General features: G+C 43.3%; 21 protein-coding genes and 1 pseudogene. 10 read left to right on the forward strand and 12 right to left on the reverse strand.

Annotated features, from left to right (window positions below; all coding sequences use genetic code 11):
* Nucleotides 1-22 precede the first annotated feature (22 nt).
* From M3089_RS12465 to M3089_RS12520, 12 genes and pseudogenes are all read right to left on the reverse strand, one after another.
* Nucleotides 23-559, reverse strand: coding sequence for a hypothetical protein (locus M3089_RS12465; protein ID WP_249084451.1), 537 nt, complete (start codon nucleotides 557-559; stop codon nucleotides 23-25).
* Nucleotides 560-583: 24 nt separating this feature from the next.
* A pseudogene (locus tag M3089_RS12470) lies at nucleotides 584-1,806 on the reverse strand (relaxase).
* Nucleotides 1,803-2,249, reverse strand: a complete 447-nt coding sequence (locus tag M3089_RS12475) for a plasmid mobilization protein (RefSeq protein WP_249084452.1) — start codon at nucleotides 2,247-2,249, stop codon at nucleotides 1,803-1,805. The pseudogene M3089_RS12470 and the gene M3089_RS12475 overlap by 4 nt, the downstream one beginning before the upstream one ends.
* A 289-nt stretch (nucleotides 2,250-2,538) precedes the next feature.
* Nucleotides 2,539-3,201: a hypothetical protein gene (locus M3089_RS12480; protein WP_249084453.1), complete on the reverse strand. Its 663-nt coding sequence runs from the start codon at nucleotides 3,199-3,201 to the stop codon at nucleotides 2,539-2,541.
* A complete protein-coding gene (locus M3089_RS12485) occupies nucleotides 3,119-3,847 on the reverse strand; it encodes a hypothetical protein (protein ID WP_249084454.1) in 729 nt (242 codons plus the stop codon). Before M3089_RS12485 ends, M3089_RS12480 begins: the two co-directional genes overlap by 83 nt.
* A 27-nt stretch (nucleotides 3,848-3,874) precedes the next feature.
* The gene (locus tag M3089_RS12490; RefSeq protein WP_249084455.1) at nucleotides 3,875-4,090 is read right to left on the reverse strand and encodes a helix-turn-helix domain-containing protein; all 216 of its coding nucleotides are present in this window, start codon (nucleotides 4,088-4,090) and stop codon (nucleotides 3,875-3,877) included.
* A 241-nt stretch (nucleotides 4,091-4,331) separates the two neighbouring features.
* Complete coding sequence (locus tag M3089_RS12495; protein WP_249084456.1) at nucleotides 4,332-5,000, reverse strand: hypothetical protein; 669 nt, start codon at nucleotides 4,998-5,000, stop codon at nucleotides 4,332-4,334.
* A 21-nt stretch (nucleotides 5,001-5,021) separates the two neighbouring features.
* A complete protein-coding gene (locus M3089_RS12500) occupies nucleotides 5,022-6,140 on the reverse strand; it encodes a site-specific integrase (RefSeq protein WP_249084457.1) in 1,119 nt (372 codons plus the stop codon).
* Nucleotides 6,141-6,259: 119 nt separating this feature from the next.
* Nucleotides 6,260-7,135 carry a helix-turn-helix domain-containing protein gene (locus M3089_RS12505; protein WP_249084458.1) on the reverse strand — a complete coding sequence of 292 codons (876 nt, stop codon included), beginning with the start codon at nucleotides 7,133-7,135 and terminating at the stop codon, nucleotides 6,260-6,262.
* A 1,352-nt stretch (nucleotides 7,136-8,487) separates the two neighbouring features.
* Nucleotides 8,488-9,561 (reverse strand): nucleotidyl transferase AbiEii/AbiGii toxin family protein, encoded by a 1,074-nt coding sequence (locus tag M3089_RS12510; protein ID WP_249084459.1) that lies wholly within the window; start codon nucleotides 9,559-9,561, stop codon nucleotides 8,488-8,490.
* Complete coding sequence (locus tag M3089_RS12515; protein ID WP_249084460.1) at nucleotides 9,551-10,279, reverse strand: DUF6577 family protein; 729 nt, start codon at nucleotides 10,277-10,279, stop codon at nucleotides 9,551-9,553. The genes M3089_RS12510 and M3089_RS12515 overlap by 11 nt, the downstream gene beginning before the upstream one ends.
* Before the next feature lie 998 nt (nucleotides 10,280-11,277).
* Nucleotides 11,278-11,508, reverse strand: coding sequence for a hypothetical protein (locus M3089_RS12520; RefSeq protein ID WP_005826895.1), 231 nt, complete (start codon nucleotides 11,506-11,508; stop codon nucleotides 11,278-11,280).
* Nucleotides 11,509-11,526: 18 nt separating this feature from the next.
* Here M3089_RS12520 and M3089_RS12525 point away from each other — a divergent pair, with 18 nt between their 5' ends.
* From M3089_RS12525 to M3089_RS12570, 10 genes are all read left to right on the forward strand, one after another.
* Complete coding sequence (locus M3089_RS12525) at nucleotides 11,527-11,904, forward strand: single-stranded DNA-binding protein (protein WP_004309321.1); 378 nt, start codon at nucleotides 11,527-11,529, stop codon at nucleotides 11,902-11,904.
* Between the two features lie 310 nt (nucleotides 11,905-12,214).
* The gene (locus tag M3089_RS12530) at nucleotides 12,215-12,565 is read left to right on the forward strand and encodes a hypothetical protein (protein WP_009275648.1); all 351 of its coding nucleotides are present in this window, start codon (nucleotides 12,215-12,217) and stop codon (nucleotides 12,563-12,565) included.
* A 19-nt stretch (nucleotides 12,566-12,584) separates the two neighbouring features.
* Nucleotides 12,585-13,172: a hypothetical protein gene (locus M3089_RS12535; RefSeq protein ID WP_005826889.1), complete on the forward strand. Its 588-nt coding sequence runs from the start codon at nucleotides 12,585-12,587 to the stop codon at nucleotides 13,170-13,172.
* Between the two features lie 383 nt (nucleotides 13,173-13,555).
* Entirely contained in the window at nucleotides 13,556-14,308 is a 753-nt protein-coding gene (locus tag M3089_RS12540) for a ParA family protein (protein ID WP_004309323.1), read from the forward strand.
* A 5-nt stretch (nucleotides 14,309-14,313) separates the two neighbouring features.
* The gene (locus M3089_RS12545) at nucleotides 14,314-14,661 is read left to right on the forward strand and encodes a hypothetical protein (protein ID WP_004309324.1); all 348 of its coding nucleotides are present in this window, start codon (nucleotides 14,314-14,316) and stop codon (nucleotides 14,659-14,661) included.
* A 117-nt stretch (nucleotides 14,662-14,778) separates the two neighbouring features.
* Complete coding sequence (locus M3089_RS12550) at nucleotides 14,779-15,291, forward strand: hypothetical protein (protein WP_004309325.1); 513 nt, start codon at nucleotides 14,779-14,781, stop codon at nucleotides 15,289-15,291.
* Nucleotides 15,292-15,841: 550 nt separating this feature from the next.
* The gene (locus tag M3089_RS12555) at nucleotides 15,842-16,474 is read left to right on the forward strand and encodes a hypothetical protein (RefSeq protein WP_004309326.1); all 633 of its coding nucleotides are present in this window, start codon (nucleotides 15,842-15,844) and stop codon (nucleotides 16,472-16,474) included.
* Nucleotides 16,475-16,768: 294 nt separating this feature from the next.
* Nucleotides 16,769-17,257, forward strand: a complete 489-nt coding sequence (locus M3089_RS12560) for a hypothetical protein (RefSeq protein ID WP_036631308.1) — start codon at nucleotides 16,769-16,771, stop codon at nucleotides 17,255-17,257.
* A 477-nt stretch (nucleotides 17,258-17,734) separates the two neighbouring features.
* Nucleotides 17,735-18,316: a hypothetical protein gene (locus M3089_RS12565; RefSeq protein ID WP_004312124.1), complete on the forward strand. Its 582-nt coding sequence runs from the start codon at nucleotides 17,735-17,737 to the stop codon at nucleotides 18,314-18,316.
* A gap of 5 nt (nucleotides 18,317-18,321) precedes the next feature.
* On the forward strand, nucleotides 18,322-18,810 hold the full coding sequence (locus M3089_RS12570) for an SLOG family protein (RefSeq protein WP_004312125.1): 489 nt from the start codon (nucleotides 18,322-18,324) through the stop codon (nucleotides 18,808-18,810).
* Nucleotides 18,811-19,028 lie beyond the last annotated feature (218 nt).

The following is a 19,028-nucleotide window of genomic DNA, read 5'->3' on the forward strand; positions in this document are numbered from 1 at the left end:
ACGGACTCATACTAATATCTAGTTATCTTTTGCAAACAGCCAATAGTATTATGGAAAGATAACTGACTACTTGCACTATCATCGTAAATATAAGCCAACGACTGGAAAGCCAAATGCCTTCATTCTTTTGAAGGTGTTTGGCTAACTCTTTACTATGTTCCTCCAAAAGTTTCTTCTCTTCCTTGATGTGATTGGCAGAGCATTGGTTCACCTTGGCAAGTTCACTGTCGTCAACCTTAGCATGGATGATGGTATTCTTTTCCACTTTGACAATGGCATTGCTGATGCCGTCCACTATGTTGTCGGCACTTTCCTTGGCTGCTTCCAGAGCCTTGAAAGCCGCCCGTTCCCGTTGGACGGTGTGCTTTAGGCTGCCGTGTATGCCGTGCAGTTCTTCTTTCAGGACTTGGATTTCATTCAGCAGATTGCGAAGTCCAACTATTTGACAGTTGACTTCTTGAAGCAGTCCGTCAAGCTCCTGCATATCCTGTTTCAACTCCTCTTCGTGCGTATAATTGGCAAGCCGCTCACGCAGGGCGGCGGTATCGGGTTGTTTCATATCCTCTGTTGTTTATTGGGTTTGTCATTTGCGTTTCATTCCTGATTTCTTCTGTGTGCCGAGCCTGTGCGAAGCCTCATGCGCACAACGGCGGGCAAACTCTATCTCGTCCTCCTCCGGGTCGCGTCCCCATTTGAGGTCGGACTGCGAGCCGCCTCCACCGCCGCCGGATGTCATCTCGTAGGGTGACGCTATAAGGGTGAAGTAAGCCATCGCCAAGTTCTGCTAGTCCTGCCAGTTGGTAAGTTCTTGGTAGTCGAACTCGTTGTTGAAGAAGTCAAGCACCTTGTCGGGCAGATAGCGTTTGTAGGTTTTTCCGTCATGTTCAAACTCCGTGGGCTGGCGGTTCGGCTTATAGTCCGTTGTCGGGCTTCATTAGGAACGGATGGCTTCAGTGTCGCTGTGGCGGTCGGTTTGGGTGTCGGGCTTGCTTGTTTGGCTTTCTGTTTGTTCTGTTCCGGATGCAGCTTCTCCCATGTCTGCCTGATGCGTGATGCGGTCAGGTTGCGCCCCTTACCAAGTTCGGAAGCCTTAAACCTTGTGTTGCTCTTGCAAAGCACATAGCCGCGTATCACATCCTTCTTGTTCTTGCGCAAGTACAAATCGTACCCTTTGGCGGCAAGCAGTTCCTTGTAACCGTCCCATGACCATTCGTCAAGCTTACGCAAGGCTTCCATGCAATCGGCACTGACTTGTGGGATGTTCGCCTCGTGTATGTGCATGGCGGTAGTCCAGCCCCTTTGCCGTGCGATCTTTTCAGTTGCCCGTTGTGCCCGTAAGTGGATGGCGTGGTCGTTGTTGATGTTCCCGTCCTCGTCCACACGGCAGACAATGGCATGGAGGTGCGGTATGCCGCTCTTGGATTCCTCGTGCAACCATACGGAGGACTTGCTGCCCGATACGTTGGTGCGTGGGGAAACAGCATTGCCGTCCTTGTCTCGGATTTCCTGCTCGTCGAAAGCCGCCACGAAGTCGTACCACAGTTGCCGCCAGTCATCCAAGGTGAAGTCTTCAGTATGTTCCATCGCTGGGCTAATCTCCATGCGGATGACATTGTTCTTGATGTTTGCGTGGTTCATGGTAGCGAACTTCATTTCCGTCCATATTCCCGTAGCGTCCATGCCCTGCGGCATGAAGTTGTCTCAGATGCGCGTTATCTTTTCGGGATGTTTCTTGTTCCTCGATTCGCCCGATACATAGAGCATCGCCCTTATGCCGTGGGCTACCGCCTTTGCGTTGGCTATCATGCGCCGTCCTCCTTAGCTTCTTGGTTTGTTGTCCCTGCCGGATAGCTGTTCGCCGTCTGCGTGGACTGCAGGAAGTCGGCGACATGGTTCGTGACATGGGCCACTTTCTCGTACCATTCAAGCATGGTCTCTTCGTGCTGGAAAAGGCGTAGCTTCTCGTTGTCGGTCAGTCCGTGCATGGCGTTGGCGAAGTTCACCATGTCCGTGCGGCAGGCCGCAAGTTGACGCAAACCGTCCAGTTCCCTGTCGGAAAGCCTTTGCCGTGGCTTGTAGCCGAGTACCCTTACCCGGATGAAATCACTGCGTGTCATGCCGTACCGGCTAGCGGTCTCTTTGATTTGCGAAAGCTCCTGTTCCGTGACCTTGGTGACAACCACCTTGTCGCGCCTTATAACGACCTTCTTTTGCTCATGCTCTTGACTGGAGGTATCTTCGTATTCCATATATAACAGATGTCTTTGAAAAGTCGTGAAACGGTTTCTAAAAGAGGGATGATGCGAGCCTGCGAGCGGCAAGGACAACAGTCTGCCGGACTGTTGCGAGGGCGTCGTGGTATTACTGTCCGAAGACGGTAATACCTCGGCATACCTCGCAACTGAACGCTACCGCTCCATGTCAATCCATCCGTCCGCTTGCCACAGCCAAAACAGACTGGTGCCAGTGGAGTGCCGGATAATTGAACAACGGAAAATGTTTTTTGCATCCTGTTTCTGTCAGCTTTTATTCTTCCCTCTATTTTCTGAATGAAGGGTTGTCGAATACAATCTTGTCCACCATCTCGTTCAGCCTGTCAGCAATCCTGTCGCCGTACAACTTGCGTATCTGTTGCGGTACGAGGTTGGTGGTTATGAACGAGAAGCCACGGTTCTCGTATCTTCTTGCAAGCAGGTCAGTCAGCGGCCTGTGCATGTTGCCGAACTCCTGCACCTCCACAGGCTCTATGCCCATGTCATCGATGTCGAGCATCTCCATATCACACAGCCTCAGGAACTCGGTATAGCTGTTCCGACACAGATGGGCAATATGAACGGCATTCACGATCGGCATACCATACACAGTCCTGTGGTTGTTGTCCGGTATCCTGATTACATTGAGCAGGTTCTGGAACGCCCTCATTACGGTGGCCTTGCCGTTGCCGCACAAGCCGCACAGCATCACCCCGCACCGTCTGCCGGAGGTAAGGCTCGCAGCAAGGCTTCTGACTTGTGAGTCTACTGCGTCAGGATAAAGAAATGTGCCTCCGAAACGGCTCATTTCGCCTGCGATGGCACATTTAAGCAGTTTCGCAGCCGTCTCTTCATCGAAAGGCAGTCTAAAACGCTCCTTCGTAGTCCTCGGCTGACACAGCCGTGACATCAGAGTCTCTATAAGTTGGGGATTTCCGTTTTGTTCCATATCGGGTTGTATTCAGATGTTTGATAATCCAATGGTAAAAATGGCTTCGGCAATCGCTCTCGTCCCGCTGCGCGTTTCCGCCGATTCTTTGCTCGTCGAAGAAGTCACGGATATGCCCGTGTAGCCTGCTTCTGTCAATAATCCAGTTTTCTCTTTTCGCCAGCACTTCGATAATCTTGTCCTGCCAAGCCGTATCGTCAAGCAGGAGTGACTCAAGCTCATCCAGCGGTTTATGTCCGTCTTCCCGCGCATGTTGGGAGTTGATAATATCTTCATCTTTATCTTTTATATTAGAATGGGGCAATTGTACGGTCAACTCATGGGTCAACTGTCGGGTAACCTGATGCGGCAACTGCCGGGACGGCTGCATGGTCAAGGAATATAGCGCAGGGGTGTGGATTCCTGTACCGACCTGACAATCTATCAGCCCACGCTCTTTGAGGTGCTGCCGTGCCTTGCTGATATTCTGTTTGGTGGTCGAGAGCCGCACGCAGAGGATGGCTGTATGGCAGGCAAACGGCATGTTCCAGCGTAGGCGGTTTGCCTCATACAGGAGGTAATGATAAAGTGCTACCTCCGTAGGGTTGAAAGGACTGCGCTCCGCTTCTGCCCAAAACTGGTTAATGTAGTCGTATATGCCTGCCATGACTTACCGCTTCGAACGGTTGATGATTTACTTCTGTGCCTGTTGGTCGAGTTCCGCCAGCGATGCCACGCGTACATTCTTCATCCATGCCTCCAGTTCGGCCTTGTCGAAGAAACACAGTTTGCCGTTGGGTTTGTAGTAAGGTATGACGCGTCGCATCATCAGCTTGTGAAGATAACTCACTTTGATTCCGAGAAATTTCGCGGCCTCGGCCGTCGAGATCAGTTGGTTCGTCTGTTCCATATTTCTGTCGTTTTTGATGTGATTTCTTAGGCTGTGAAAGCCGTCGTTCCGATAAGGAAGACGGTGCAAAGTAAGTCATCGGAAATCACACGACAAAAGCTCTTAACCAACTGTAAAACAGATGGAAAGCTAAGTGGAAAACTTTTAAAAGCACGGCTGTAAAACAACCGCAAACAGACGAAAACAGGGAATAGAAAAAACAGATGTTAAACGAGATGGGTTGCCTGAAACGATAAGGCGGTTAAATTTTGATGTTTCTCTCCCAACTGCGATATGCATCGGTATTGCGGATATTATCGTCGGCTTCCGCCACTTTCTTAAAAATGGAGATTATAACATCCTCTTTGTCGGCTTTGGAACCCCTGCGGTTCTTCACATCCAACAACTGGCGCATATTGTTCAGATGCCAATAGTCGCCAAAAATTTTCCACTGGCGGCTGATGTTGCAGATTGCTGCTATGCTGTCCGCGATGAAAGCCATCAGTGTGGCATTACATCCATCATGCGGACGGTATTCTGCATCAAGAAAGCCTTCGTGACGCAAGGCTTCCATAAATATCATAGTTCTGTCTCCTTTCAGGGCATCCGGGAAATCCGGTGGAAAGGAAAACCGATATGCTGTCTCTGGTTCTGTGGTCGATTGAGACTTGCCAGAGGAACCGCTGCCGAACGGTGAAGAAGCCTTTTTAGATTTGCGCTCCGACAATTGCTCGATTTTCTTGCGATACTCCATATAGACAGCCATCGGAACAATGAAGATAACGAGCGAGATTACCACGAACATGACGACGGTAATAGCATCCGTCTCAAGTCGTGCGACCGCTACCCGTCCGGCAAGGACAGATATGAGTAGCCACACTGCTCCCGGCAGCAGGATGTTCACATTGAAATCATCTGGCAATCTTCTCATACTCTATATTATTATATTCGTTCAGGTATTGGCAAACTCCATATCGATAAGGCTGATGGCATCTTCCTTTTTCTTGTTGATGATTTTGGCGTAGCGTTGGGTGGTAGTGATGCTCTTGTGCGCCATGTTGCTTTGGATAGTACGGATATCAGTACCCGCTGCAGCCTGAAGAGTCGCGTATGTCCTGCGGTATGAGTGAAAAGGTATGTTTTTGGTAATTCCTGCGGAACGGATCCATTCCTTCATAGGCTGCTGCGTCAAGCTCCGCTTCAGGCCTTTGAACACAAGACCTTTTTTCTCGGGACAGTACCCGATCAGTTCCAAGGCTTCATCGCTTATCGGGATGATGTCTTCCGTCTTGGTCTTCTGGGTGATGGTATGAACGCATTTTCCTCCAGCTGCAAAGTCAACGATTTCCTCCCAGCAAAGGGAAAGTATATCACTGAGCCGCAAACTGGTCAGGCACGAAAAGAGGGAAGCTGTCTTTAGAACAGGTATCTTGCACGGGGTTTCAGCCAGGCAATACAGCTCTTCCACACTCAGATACTCCTTGGCAACATCTTCCGGTTCGATTTTTTCCAGAAAGTCATTGACATTGGTCTTTATCATCCTGTTGCGATACAGAATCTTCAGGAATCCCCGGAAAGTGGACCAGTAGCCGGAAGCGGAGTTCTTTGATATCTGTCCGTCACGCCGGAGTTGCTTTGCGTTAAGCAGGTATTCCCGGAACTTGTTGCACAGGTCCACATATATTTCTTCGAAAGTGCATTTGCCGTGAACGAAGTTGTAGAAGTGCTGATAGACAAATCCCCATTTCTGGTCATGCTTGCGGAGCTGCTTACGGTAATACTCCAGGAAGTCCGCTTTGTACTTGCGTTTGTCGAAGAAATCGTACCGTTCATTTACGATGGCTTCGAATCGCCGGCACCGGATTGCTTCGGCCTTTTCCGACATGGCAGCGTTGAAGTCGCGTTCACGCTGATTCTTGGGATTGGCATAGATGTAAATGTTCAATCCTTCATGGCGGATGGTCTTCATTGTTTCCTGATCCCGGTAGCCCGGATAATAATCAAGGTAGAAAGATAACATTCCTTTCTTCAATGGACGTGTTCTCAGTGTTACTGTTTTGCATTCTGACATAATGTTGAATATTAAATGGTTGTAACTGATTTTTGCTGCGAAAATCCTTAATGCTTTTATACAGACCATAATCAGCAGGAAATAATTTCCCGATAATTACAGTCGGTCGCATTTAGCCACTAACGGGCTCCCATGATGTGGTCGAATTCCACCTTCAGAAAGCGCACGAACCTGCCTTTCTTCTCCCGTTTTATTTCGTGGAATTGCAGGATGCCGTAAACAGAATCTTTGGTGAGATTGTATTTTTTCATGGCTTCCTGTACTGTGTAGTATTCAGACGAGTCATCTTCGGCGGTCTGTTTTGACAGGTCGAAGTGAAGTTTGGAGTAGAATATCTGGCCGTGTTCTTTCTTCGAGGGGATGTTGTTGCGATAAACATGCGAGCGGATGGCGACACGTGTCATTCCATATTTTTCCTCAATCTCTTCCGGTGTGTACCATTCGGTCAGGGCATCGTCCGTCTTGTATTTGGCAAATGCCGCATCGATATGTTTTTTGCTGTAGTAGTTGAATTGGCGAATACGGATTTTGGGGATATGGTTCTCTCTTGTATATGCCCAAATCCATTTTTGCGAGACTTTGTACTTTTCGGCAATTTGCTCGGCAGTGTAGTACTCAGTTATATCAAGATCATCTTTTACTCTTCTTCGTTCATAGGGGCGTGTTTTGAGCATCAGTTCAATATCGGCTCTGCGAATGATTGACATCCTTGCACTGATTCTTGAAGCTCTCAATTTTTCCTCTTTGACAAGCTTGTAAATGTATTTGCGAGAAACGCCCATCAACTGTGCGGCTTGTGCAAAAGTAAAGTAGTCTTGATGGTCAAGTTTACTTTTGACTTCTATCAGCTCCTGTAATTCACGAAGTTCGAGTCTTCGTTCTCTCATACGGTGTTTGTAACCTTGACTGGCACATTGGTGGCTGCAATAATTTGTGGTGGTCTTTTTTGCCATGAAAGGCTTGCCGCACCACTGGCAGATTCTTTTTACTTCCATTTTGTTATTCTCCATATTTTAGTGAAACATGAGCTTTTTACAGCTCGGATAATTTCGCTTTTTGTCTACCTATGTAAACCATTGTCAACACATGTTGTTGACTACTTCAGTGTGACATCGGGACAAATCCCGAAAATGTTCCGCGGTAGAAATACGGTAGAAAAATATGGTGGACAACTATAGCCGACTGCACATAGCCGGATTTTGGACAAATAAAAAAGCCACTGAAAATCAGTGGCTTCATTATAATTGGTTCTAATTCGTTACAGTTAATTGCGATATATCATTTTCCGATGCAAAGATGTTAGTAATCTGTATGTCAGTTAGTTGGGTTGTATTGGAATGGTATTTGAGCCATGATTTTATTGTTGGAAATAGGAGTTTAAGTAGTTGTAAATCAGCTTATTATGTACTATATAAATGTCGCTTTCTTTTGTTTTCACAAGTTACTTACCAATACATATTTGTTATATAGTTGATTGTCAGATAATTAATGGCTATTTGGCTCGTATTTGAGCCATTACTTCCACTTACTAGCTAAAATAACTTATATAATTGATTATCAGTATTTTATATTGTATGCCTGCAATCTGAGTGCGTAATCGCTGGTTGAATCTTCTTTATTCAGCTACTTACCCACACAGTTATATAAACAGTCTGATGCTCAATTTGATACAGCTAATTGAATCATATTTGAGCCATTAAATTTTACGTTTCTATCCATTTGGAAATATGAACGGTTCTGATTTTTTTATAAGTTTCAATTTTTTCATCACTTTCCTGATTTAGATGTGATTTTATTAGAGTTTAATATTTAATAACACAGATGCGAATGAATTTATCTCTAATATGCATCTATATTTTGCAAAATTAGGTAATTATCAATTATTTCGCATAATATGTATCGAAAATATTTCTCAATATCTCATCTGTGTTTATTTAGTCGCCAATTATTTCAGCAAGGAGAAAAAGGTATTCACATATATACAGGTTTTCAGATTCTCAGAAAGATGTACGTTATGTTGATCCTGCATATGGTAGAAATTTATGCTACATGATTTTTCAGCAAAGGAATAAAGAACTTACTTTCTGCTTAGGGATGAAGTTTATAAATAAGTTTATCAATTCATATATACATATATGAGTTCTATTAAACTTGTAAACTCAATGGCTTATCCTGTTGTATGGCTGAATCAGTCAAGTAAGTTTAGTTTAAGATACATGTATATATACATGGGTAAATCTAAACTTTAAACTTGTAGAAAGCCCTCCATCAGTCAGAATGCTGTTCTGGTTGATGGAGGGCTATATTGGTCTTTTTCTCCTTGCTGAAATTGTATTTCTGTTTATATTTACAACTGTTGTAATAGATGGCTGGTCTTTGCCCAATAGTAATATGCTTCAGGAGAAGTCCTTTTCAGCTTATTCAGTCGCGAAGGAAGTGTGAGTGCTATATCCAGGGAGCCTATGGTGGCAGGATTACCGTCGTATTTTTCTATTATTGTGTTGCCCGTCTCTATCATTGTGGCGATATAGGCTGCGCGTGCTGCGTCTCTAATCGCATCGTCAATGAAATAACCGCCATTGAACATGAAGGATTTGATCCTTTGTATACCACGTTGTAGTGCATCAAATTGTCCGTTTCCTTCACTTCCCCTTGTTGCCAGACACAGCGAAGTCTGTCTGATATCATCGAAAATGAGTTTTGGATTGTTTGGCAAATGCCTGTATGAGAGTTCAACTTCTGCAATTTGTACAAACGATTTTGTCGTTGTTTCAAGGACCTCTGTCTTCTCGAACAGTCTGGCTATATCATATAGCTGTTTGATGATCTCCATGCTGGCATCCTTACCATTTTTGATATATGGAATACCTGTTGTATTGGGTGCATACGCCGTAAGCTTGTCTCCGAGAATATCTCCAATGGATGGTACTTTTACATAATTCAGTTCACCTTCTGTCTTTATAAAACGGCTTTCTACAGGTAAAGTCACGACTTCGTTGTAGTGACAGTCTTCATTTAGAACGTCCAGCAGGATGGTTTCTTTTCGGTCTATGCCATCAAGGAAAGCCACTTGATAAAAGAATTTGGAATGCGATTTTGGTATGTCTGTTCCACGCTGAATTCTTTCTATCGGCTTATAGTCAATAAAGCCATAGTCTTTGTATGATTGCAGATACTCTTCTATTTCAGTACCTGGAGGACATATTATATCAATATCGATAGACAGCCTGTGTCTTTGTTCTTTTAAAAGAAGCATCAGACTGCTTCCACCTTTGAAATGAAATGGGCAACCTGAAGCCGCCAACATGTCCAGCAATGAAAAGGCATGGATGACCTTTTCAATGATATTTTTGTCCGGATAGTTTAGCTCCTTGGATTTTTCTTCAATCCATCTTGCTGTAAAGCATTCTTTATTTATCATATTTTTGTGATTGTTCTATTAATGAATAAGTACTGTCGTATGCTCCTCTACGTTTTGCATATCGGAGCATTTTGGGAGTATTGACTGTGTACAAATCAAAGGCGGTCTGATACATATAAGTGATTTCCGTGCCCTGCATATAATCAAAGTCTTCGTCTTTCTGTATATCTACGAGTAGCTTTTCGATGGTAGGAGTAACCATCCCATCAACCTTGTTTACTGGAGATTCAGTGACAAATGTCTTTACTATTATGCATGGTTCATGCATATTTACGTAGTCGTACATGAACTTTGCTGTCGGTTGCTTATAAACGGGCATGTCTGAATCCTTCAACAGAGAAAAAACAGAATCTACAGCATCCCGGTTGGTCTCGACATAAATAGCATGGTTCACAGAGACGTGATGTTGTAGTGTGGTGAAGATGCTGCCATCGTAGATGCAGAAATCGGTGAATGGCAATTTCTCTTTCAATCCGACATATAGTTTTCTAAGTGTTTCTGTTGGAGCAAATGAGAACACCTGTTTATCTGTAAGCATGTATTCACCGTTTCCTGTACGGGCTATCTTGTTCTCTTTGGTTAAGGTACAGAGATACTGGCGGGCGGTATTGGTCTTTATCCCCAATACTGATACTAATTGAGGCACTTCAATCCGTCCGTAATTACGAGCATAATCCAATATGCTCTGTTTAATACTATGTCTCTCGTCAATACTCATTGTAGTGCAAAGATAATATAAAGTCGGCAATAAATCAACTTTATTGCCGACTTTATATATAGGTTCTGAGCAATTAATCATTCTTTAGTGTGTTTTTCTATATTAATGTAACACCATTATGAATTCATCACATTATGGAATATATGAGGTATTTTTCTTGTGTTGTAAAAGCATAGTATTAAAAGTATCCCGCAAATGACTAAGAAATTAAGTAGAATCTCTTATAAACGAAACTACATCTGTCTGCTTGACTGTTTCCTAATATGAAGAGGTAAATATTTCTCGATCAACAATCTGAAATCACACCATAAAACATTGTCTTACCATTTACGTTTACTCTTTGTAAAATGATTCCATTGTTCTGCTAATATAATATAAAGTCGGCAATAAAATCGATTTATTGCCGACTTTATATTATCAAATTCTTTTATCCGAGCTGTTAACTACTTTATGAGAATATTTACATGGTTGTGCATTGTCTGTCGGTGCTTCAGTAAGGAGAAAATGTAGTTCCCATTTTCTTTCTCATATGATATTTCTATTCGCAATGAATTGTTCGTCAGTCTTTTTATAAACCTGTTCAGGTTTGTAACCAAAGTTTAAAATACATGTATATATACATGGGTAAATCTAAACTTTAAACTTGCAGTAAGCCAGAGTAGGACAGAAGTCCGCTCTTTGACTGATAGGCATTGCCTTTCTTTTTCTCCTTGCTGATTTTGCACCTTTTCATCACTCACATGAGTGGCATCAGCCTTGTTGTGCTTCACCTCTGGCTTCCATCCTCTTGAATAGCTTCCGTGTTCAGACCTTTTTATGCAGAGTGCGGAGTTTCGTATTTCTCTTGCTATGCTATGCCGGGTTCATGGTGAAGTTTGGGAGTTATCGCTTTCACTATGTCCGGATTGCTTGCCATGGATCTGTGAAACCTGTCGAGTCTGACTATGAGAACAGCATTCTTTACCATGACCAGACACAAGAATATCAGGCCATTCCCTTCACATCTCATTTTGGACGAAGCCGTGACACTTACTTTTTCCTGTTGCGAAGTTAGTGCAAGCCGCATACTGCAAGTACCAGAACCTTATTCCCTGAATTTTTTCAAAAACTTTTCCAGCTGCAGCTTTTCGGAAAACTTTTCCTGCCTGACGGTGAAATAATTCGGTAATTACTTGCCTGATTGCTATCCTTGCCAACTTTGATGGCAACGTAAAAAATAAATGTTTCACTTCTAAAATTTCAATGTTATGAAGAAAATGGAAAATTCTTTCGTAGTTTCTGGTTTTGTAGGTAAGGATGCAAGCATCCATCAGTTCTCAACCGCAAGCGTTGCACGTTTCCCTTTGGCAATCAGCCGCACTGAGAAATCAGGCGAGGAAACAACCCGCACTTCCGCTTTCATAAACGTCGAGACATGGCGCAAGAATGAGAATACTACATCCTTTGACCGCCTTGTCAAAGGAGCACTCCTCACGGTTGAAGGCTATTTCAAGCCGGAGGAGTGGCAGGATGCCGACGGTGTCAAGCGCAACAGAGTGGCATTTGTAGCCACCAGGTTCTATGAAGCTGTTGAAAAGGAGGAAACTCCAGCAGCTCAGGAGAAGAACTCCAAGAAGGGCAAGTAAATCCTTTCTTCTCTCCAATAGAGCGGCCTTCGGGTCGCTTTTTTTATGCTTATACTTCTCTTTGCCGAGATTCGTTCCTCATACACCGACTTCGGGGAACTGGCATAAATTCCGTTGCGAAGGTAATTGTCCGGTCTTGTCATCAGCAAGGTCAGGGCTTCGCTTTGCCGCAAAATCTCCACACCTGCGGGTAGTATTTTGGAGCAAAACCTTGCAGAGACAGCCCCGACACCTTCTTGGTGCAACAAAATTTATATGTGTTCCCGAAGTAGTTGATCTACGAGAGGGAAGAAAAAAAACAGATGATATTATGACGACAATCCAATCAATCCTGAGCCGACTGACCAAGGCTGTTGGCGGTACTGAAAAGATGCTCTACATAGAGCCGGAGTTGAACAAGTTTGCAGAGTTCTACCTTGACAAGTGGGACGAGAACACCAGTGAGGATGTCATAGCCGAGTCTTTCACTGACTTCTGGTGGGACACAGACAGGGCTTGCAGAAGATGTTCAGAGTGTGGCAGACTGATGCGTGCCGGGTATTGTGCTGACATGGGAGTAGCCTACTATTGCAGTGATGAATGTCTGCACAGTGACTTCACCGATGAAGAATGGGCTGAGGAATGCGAGAACAACGACCAGAGTTATTATACGGAGTGGTAATCTTTTAAAATTCAATGATATGGCAAATTTAGCAACAACGACCTATAAGGTCACTGGGACACGTGAAGCAGTAAATAACCTGTGGACTACCTTTCAGGACATGGAAGTGGATAGTAAGGATATAAGGCTGTTCAAGCTTGCCGAGCATTACGGCATTGACTATGAGAAAAAGCAAATCAGTGTTAGAGGACATATCTATTGGGCTGAATATGAAGAAGACGAAGAGAATGATTATTTCCTTCTTTCATTTGAGACAGAAACCGCATGGGATGCCTGTAACGAACTCTTCTTTGAAATAAACCGGATATTGAATGATGAACTGAGTATTTCATACAGATGTTGCGAAAGTGGATGTGATTTGTTCTATACCCATGACGAGGGGGATTTCTTTCCCGAAGAATGTTGTGTGAGTTCATACGGCGAACCTTTCGAGGATGCATGTGAGGATGTTTTTGACACCATTGAGGATGCCATAGCTGAATGGACATCAAAGACCGGTATTGGACAGGGAGACCGCAGTGAAAAAGAAATGGTGGATTTTATCAATAGCTATGAATACGAAAGCGAAGAGACCTATTTCTACATCCACCCTTTTACATTCGAATAACATACCCGCAAGGACATGAGGCAAGTCTCGTGTCCTTGCATAAAAACAAGATAATATGGACAGGTACAGCGCAGAACTGATTGGAGCATCTTGCGAACTTATAACCCCATGCAGGGGCTGTAGCCATGGAATAATTGTGGCAGTGTATAACGAACAACTTCTTGTACGGTTAATCAGCGGAGCACAACGATTAGTGAGCAAAGATGAAGTCATATTATTATGACCCTGATACTTTCCCTGACTGTTTTCAACTGTTAGGAGACATTGGTAGGTGTTTGTATATCATACATTTACCTTTGTATACATTGATACATGTGGACAAGTACACGTGTAAACAGGAATACAAGAACACATTGAAACATATAAACATAAAAACAAATAGTATGGCACAGAAAATCATCACTTTCGCCAACCATAAAGGTGGCGTATCAAAGACAACTTCAACCGCCTCTATCGGGGCTTGTATGGCAATGAAAGGCAAGAAAGTCCTGCTTATAGACCTTGACGGACAGGCAAACCTGACACTGTATTTCATACCTAATGAGGATGAAATTGAGACGAGCATTTTTGATTCATTGGTAAACGGTGTTCCTTTGCCTGTAAAACATATCCGGGAGAATCTTGACCTTGTCCCTTCTTCCCTTGAAATGGCAAGTGCGGAAATAGCTCTGACCAATCTGTTGGCAAGAGAGCAACTGCTCAGCCGTCTGCTTGAACCGCTCAGGAAAGACTATGACTATATCCTGATTGACTGTCCGCCTTCTCTTGGTATTGTCACTACCAATGCCTTTATCGCGGCTGATGAGATCATCGTACCGATGACACCGGAGCTGCTTCCTTTGAAAGGCATGAGGATGCTTGACGCATTTGTCACCACCTTGCAACGTGTCAAACCGTCGCTTCGCCTGGGAGGTGTGTTCATTGCCAGATTCAATCATCGTAAACTGAACAAGGTAGTGGAACAGGCTGTAAAGGAGCGTTACGAAAGTATCACCATGAATACCCGCATCCGTGAGAATATCGCCTTGGCTGAATCAGCCGGTAGTGGCAAAAGTATATTCGAGTATGATTTAAATTCCAACGGTGCAAAGGATTATCTTGCACTTACGGAGGAAATTCTTTCACGTAACCAATAACAACTATGGCAAAAAACAATATGGACATTCTGCTTGGCAATATTTTGGGCAGTGCTGCTATCAGCCCTGACAATAAAACAGTAGAACAAACACCCGAGACCAAGCCAATTCCGAAACAGGAAAAACGGTCAGTCAAGGCAGAACGTAAAGAGCAACTGGACAATTCCTGGCGGCATTTCTCCTTTATCTGCTCCAGGGAACTTGTAGATAAGGTACAGGCAATAGCTTACAAGGAGGGTTTCACTATACGTGCCTTTATGGAGTATGTGATGAAACAGGGCATCGAGGCATACGAGGCGAAGCATGGCAAGGCTCGGAAAGTCAAGTCCAAAAGCATCAATGATGTAATGTAAACGTGTATACACGTAGCCATGTGTACGTATAGGTATGTGTACGTGTAGCAATATATACATGTTTACACGTACACGTGAATACACAGATATATTCAAGTCAATAACAATCAAAATATTATGAATATGAATAAATACTTCTCATTTGCCATTGTAGTATTCCTAATGGCAGTACCATTGGTATTAACTTCTTGTGGCAAAGACAACATTTTGGATGATGTTGAAGAGCTTCAGCCGGAGTTGAAAGTATGGACGGAGCCTTATCATGTTGAAAGTTCAACCATAGACGAGGTCAAGAACTATATGGAGTTTTCAATGAAGCGATATGGTCTTGTATCGGAGGCAACAATAGCTGGTTCTATTCAACTCACTTACAAAACCGGCAACGGTAATGAGGGTATCCTATATAGCTTTTATGCTTCAAATGGGGAATTGTATTCGGTAATAGATACAGAGCTGATAGCTAATAGCCGTCTGGTTATCGACTATTTGAAGGAACATTATTCTCTGATTGTTCCGGCGAACGAGGCAACACTTGAATACTGTTTCACGAACTCAGACAGGTCAATGGTCATTACGACTGCAAAGGTTTCTGACACCTATTTCAACGTAAATTACGCCTACGTCAATTGATATTGTCTTATATAGCTTTGAGCCATCATCAAGTCTTATGATTTGGTGGTGGCTTTTTGTATACATGTATTCATATGGACGTGAATACATGGTTATATGTAAACATGTATATAAGTCCACTTGTATAGGTGTATATATGTAAACGTGTGGACATGAATACATGTGGACATTGGATGAATGAAAGATAATTCTCTAAATCATTGATAGACAAATGAAATAAACCCTTTATAGTTGAATCTAAATTCGCCTTCTTGTAATTGATTAAAGCATATTTCATAAGCTTTTTGTATGCTGACAATTCACGGCTTGTCAGATTTTCACCGCAAAATTACTGTGAATGTCCGAACGCCAAGTACCGATTCTCTAATGTGTCTCAGATTGGTATGGCAACCTTCCGCAAATCAGAGATTTGGGTATTCCATACAAATCTACAGCCATTTACTTGTCTTATCTTCCATGTCTCACAGTATCGGGAGCGTGAAAATTTGAAGCCCTTTGAAATTGTCATGATTTCACAAAAGGGAAATGATTAATTTTAATACTTATAGATATGGAAGTACAAAAGATTCATCCGGCAGAAGAGTATCTTCGCAACGAAAAGAACCCCACATCATTGTATGTCAGAATTAGTGGAGAACGTAGAAAGTTGTTCATTAACCGCAGTGACGGAGAGGGAGTGATTGGCATTATTGCAAAAGGTAAACGCAAACGAGGTTATGTTTTCAATGCCTGGTCAAGCATTGAGAAAGTCTATTATCCGACCACTGAAAATGAAGAAGAGGCAGAAAAGAAGATGATTCTCAAATACCAGAAACTTGCCAGACTTGCCACACATACAAATGATTGGTTGCGCAGGATTGCAGGTGCGGATTTGACAAAATCCCTTTACGAGAACCATATAACCACAGGAACAGGTATTGACGGAAAATGTATCAGATTGAGCACCATCGAGAAGTATTGCGGCTACATGGTGATGGCATGCTTCAGGGAAGCCTTCAAAAAGAAAGAGAAGTATTCAAGCTATAGGTTTGACTTTTGCGGTTATGACGGGACACTTTGGTGTGAACCGAAAGAGAATGGTGATATGATAGCCGGATTCAGCAAGGAATACCGAAATTGTGGTAACGGTTATTATTATCTGCTTATCAATGATGATTGTGTGATAGGTTATGACATAGACTGATATAGTTATAATTCAAACAGACCATATCGGGAAGCCCCGATGTGGACTGTTTGAAGATCGAGTATGCTGACGGTTGATTACCTCTTTTAATACTTACATTCCAGGTTGGAAAGTAGTGAATATATTCCTTGAAAAGTCGTTGGTTGTTATTCCATAGCCAAAATTCCTGTTTATAAGACGTAGTCAGTTCTGATATATGTTTGAATCTGTAACGTTATTTGTAGAACTTTTTTTACTCTTCGCCCACGCCAATGTCCGCATTCGCAAACAGTTTGCCATAGAGATATTCTGTCCATGGTCGAGTGGATCGACTATAGCCAGAACATCCCTCTGTCAAAAGTACGGCAGGAGCATTCCGCTATCAAAGATAGTGGAGAGCTCCTTAATACCGTACTTGCTGTTGGCGTTGCAGGACATTTCCCACCCGACAGTTGTAATGCTATGCTCTTACCACTCCACCAGCTAACACTTGCCTTAAACTTTATAATCTTAGAGTTTTCTTTTTCCTTTAATCTTCGCCCACACCAATGTCCGCATCCGCTAACAGTTTGCCATAGAGATATTCTGTCCATGGTCGAGTGGATCGACTATATCCAGAACATCCCTCTGTCAAAGGTACAGCAGGAGCATTCCGCTATCAAAGATAGTGGAGAGCTCTCTCATGCCGTACTTGCTGTTGGCGTTGCAGGACATTTCCCACCCGACAGTTGTAATGCTATGCTCTTACTTCTTTATAAGCTGACGCTTCCCTTTTATAATCTTAGAGTTTTCTTTTTCTTGTAATCTTCGCCCACACCAATGTCCGCATTCGCTAACAGTTTGCCATAGAGGTATTCTGTCCATGGTCGAGTGAATCGACTATATCCAGAACACCCCTCTGTCAAAGGTACGGTAAGAGCATTCCGCTATCAAAGATAGTGGAGAGCTCCTTGATGCCGTACTTGCTGTTGGCGATGCGAGACATTTCCCACCCGACAGTTATAAGGATTGTATTCAGTTATAAAGTTCCTATATACTAGTATTTTAACCATTATGTCTTCATTCCTACTTGTGATTCAGCGAACTTTTTTCTGCAAAGTTGTTGCATCCATCACCAAATTGGCAAGTCGTTCTTAGTAAACAATCTTCCTTTTCCTTGAAAAGAGTATTGTCCACTGAAGACTTGCTGTATTGGTTTGTCTGCACTTTGTAAAACAGAAAAAACTTCCCGATCACAGTCCGAAAGGACTTAACAAAAGGGAAACAAAATCAGAGTGCAGTATGAACACAGTGAATGTTTACATCAAAGGTCAGGAAGACAAGGAACTGATTAGTTTCTTGCGATATTTTCCTTCACGCATCAAGAACATAGGAATGGACGCAGTTTTTGACCGTCAGATTGTCTATGACTACAAGGATGGCCGCAACCACCTGGAGGTGGCCAAATGCGTGGCAAAGTTCCTTGTAAAGAAGTTTGGCCGTAAGATATGCAATGTGGTATTCTCGTGCATCCCTGCAAGTAGTCCGGAACGTAACGAAATGAGAAACAGACATTTTTCCGAGCTTGTATGCAAGTTTTCCGGAGCCATTGACGGGTTCTCTCATGTGAGTGTCATCGGTGAACGTACTGCAGTCCATGGAACAAAGATAAAAAAGGAAGAGCGTGCCAAACGGATAAATGAGCAGAACAACATTGAGATTGATGCTGATTTCTTCAAGAACAAGGAGGTCTGCATTTGGGATGATGTAGTCACAACGGGTGCATCCTTTAATGCCTATGTCTCCCAATTAGAACAGGCCGGAGCTCATGTGACCAACGGCATCTTCCTTGCCAAAACAAGCTATAAATACGTACTAAAATGACAATTATGAATGATTTGAAATTTGACAGGACAGTCTCAGCTGCTTTTACAGGACATCGGTTCTATGACTTTTCCCAAAGGGAATTTATTCAGGAACGCCTTACCTCAGCAATATCCGAAGCCTATGACCATGGCATCAGGAATTTCATTTCCGGATTTGCTTTGGGAATAGATCTGATGGCAGCACAGTTGGTACAATCGCTGAAGTGTGATTTGCCCGGAATATCTCTGACTGCAGCCATACCGTTTGAAGGCCAGGCAGAGAGATATAATATCTATGATAAAAGAGTTTATAGACGGTTGCTTGAACTGGCTGATAAGGTAATTGTGCTCAGTGACTACTATTATCCGAGGTGCTTCCTTGACCGGGACAAGTTTATGGTTGAGAATGCTTCATATCTCATTGCCTATTATGATGGCCGTGAGAAAGGGGGAACATACTACACCGTTAAAAAGGCACGAGCGAGGGGCATCCCGATTATTAATGTGTATTGATTTTAAATGGAACGAGTATGAATGAACTTTTTGATACTATTATTGTCTTTTTCGTGTTCCGTTTTTTCTTCTACATTTTGGAAGTATGGTGGAATGGAGATGAACGGAACGATTTCAGAAGAGACAGATAGCAATCCTGATGTATAAGTCAAGTACAGGTGAGTAGGAGCGGTCTTGCCGTCAGCTTCTACAGGACAATCACGCTTTCATTGCAAGGA

This window comes from Marseilla massiliensis, from assembly GCF_023336985.1.
Lineage (GTDB): Bacteria > Bacteroidota > Bacteroidia > Bacteroidales > Bacteroidaceae > Prevotella > Prevotella intestinigallinarum.

Coding starts and splice junctions, on each gene's coding strand:
- M3089_RS12485 (WP_249084454.1), bottom strand. CDS start 3,847: ATGGCAGGCATATACGACTACATTAACCAGTTTTGGGCAGAAGCGGAG.
- M3089_RS12525 (WP_004309321.1), top strand. CDS start 11,527: ATGAAGAAAATGGAAAATTCTTTCGTAGTTTCTGGTTTTGTAGGTAAG.
- M3089_RS12570 (WP_004312125.1), top strand. CDS start 18,322: ATGAATGATTTGAAATTTGACAGGACAGTCTCAGCTGCTTTTACAGGA.
- M3089_RS12555 (WP_004309326.1), top strand. CDS start 15,842: ATGGAAGTACAAAAGATTCATCCGGCAGAAGAGTATCTTCGCAACGAA.
- M3089_RS12560 (WP_036631308.1), top strand. CDS start 16,769: ATGGTCGAGTGGATCGACTATAGCCAGAACATCCCTCTGTCAAAAGTA.
- M3089_RS12535 (WP_005826889.1), top strand. CDS start 12,585: ATGGCAAATTTAGCAACAACGACCTATAAGGTCACTGGGACACGTGAA.
- M3089_RS12500 (WP_249084457.1), bottom strand. CDS start 6,140: ATGTCAGAATGCAAAACAGTAACACTGAGAACACGTCCATTGAAGAAA.
- M3089_RS12545 (WP_004309324.1), top strand. CDS start 14,314: ATGGCAAAAAACAATATGGACATTCTGCTTGGCAATATTTTGGGCAGT.
- M3089_RS12465 (WP_249084451.1), bottom strand. CDS start 559: ATGAAACAACCCGATACCGCCGCCCTGCGTGAGCGGCTTGCCAATTAT.
- M3089_RS12565 (WP_004312124.1), top strand. CDS start 17,735: ATGAACACAGTGAATGTTTACATCAAAGGTCAGGAAGACAAGGAACTG.
- M3089_RS12475 (WP_249084452.1), bottom strand. CDS start 2,249: ATGGAATACGAAGATACCTCCAGTCAAGAGCATGAGCAAAAGAAGGTC.
- M3089_RS12540 (WP_004309323.1), top strand. CDS start 13,556: ATGGCACAGAAAATCATCACTTTCGCCAACCATAAAGGTGGCGTATCA.
- M3089_RS12480 (WP_249084453.1), bottom strand. CDS start 3,201: ATGGAACAAAACGGAAATCCCCAACTTATAGAGACTCTGATGTCACGG.
- M3089_RS12495 (WP_249084456.1), bottom strand. CDS start 5,000: ATGAGAAGATTGCCAGATGATTTCAATGTGAACATCCTGCTGCCGGGA.
- M3089_RS12490 (WP_249084455.1), bottom strand. CDS start 4,090: ATGGAACAGACGAACCAACTGATCTCGACGGCCGAGGCCGCGAAATTT.
- M3089_RS12515 (WP_249084460.1), bottom strand. CDS start 10,279: ATGAGTATTGACGAGAGACATAGTATTAAACAGAGCATATTGGATTAT.
- M3089_RS12530 (WP_009275648.1), top strand. CDS start 12,215: ATGACGACAATCCAATCAATCCTGAGCCGACTGACCAAGGCTGTTGGC.
- M3089_RS12505 (WP_249084458.1), bottom strand. CDS start 7,135: ATGGAAGTAAAAAGAATCTGCCAGTGGTGCGGCAAGCCTTTCATGGCA.
- M3089_RS12550 (WP_004309325.1), top strand. CDS start 14,779: ATGAATATGAATAAATACTTCTCATTTGCCATTGTAGTATTCCTAATG.
- M3089_RS12510 (WP_249084459.1), bottom strand. CDS start 9,561: ATGATAAATAAAGAATGCTTTACAGCAAGATGGATTGAAGAAAAATCC.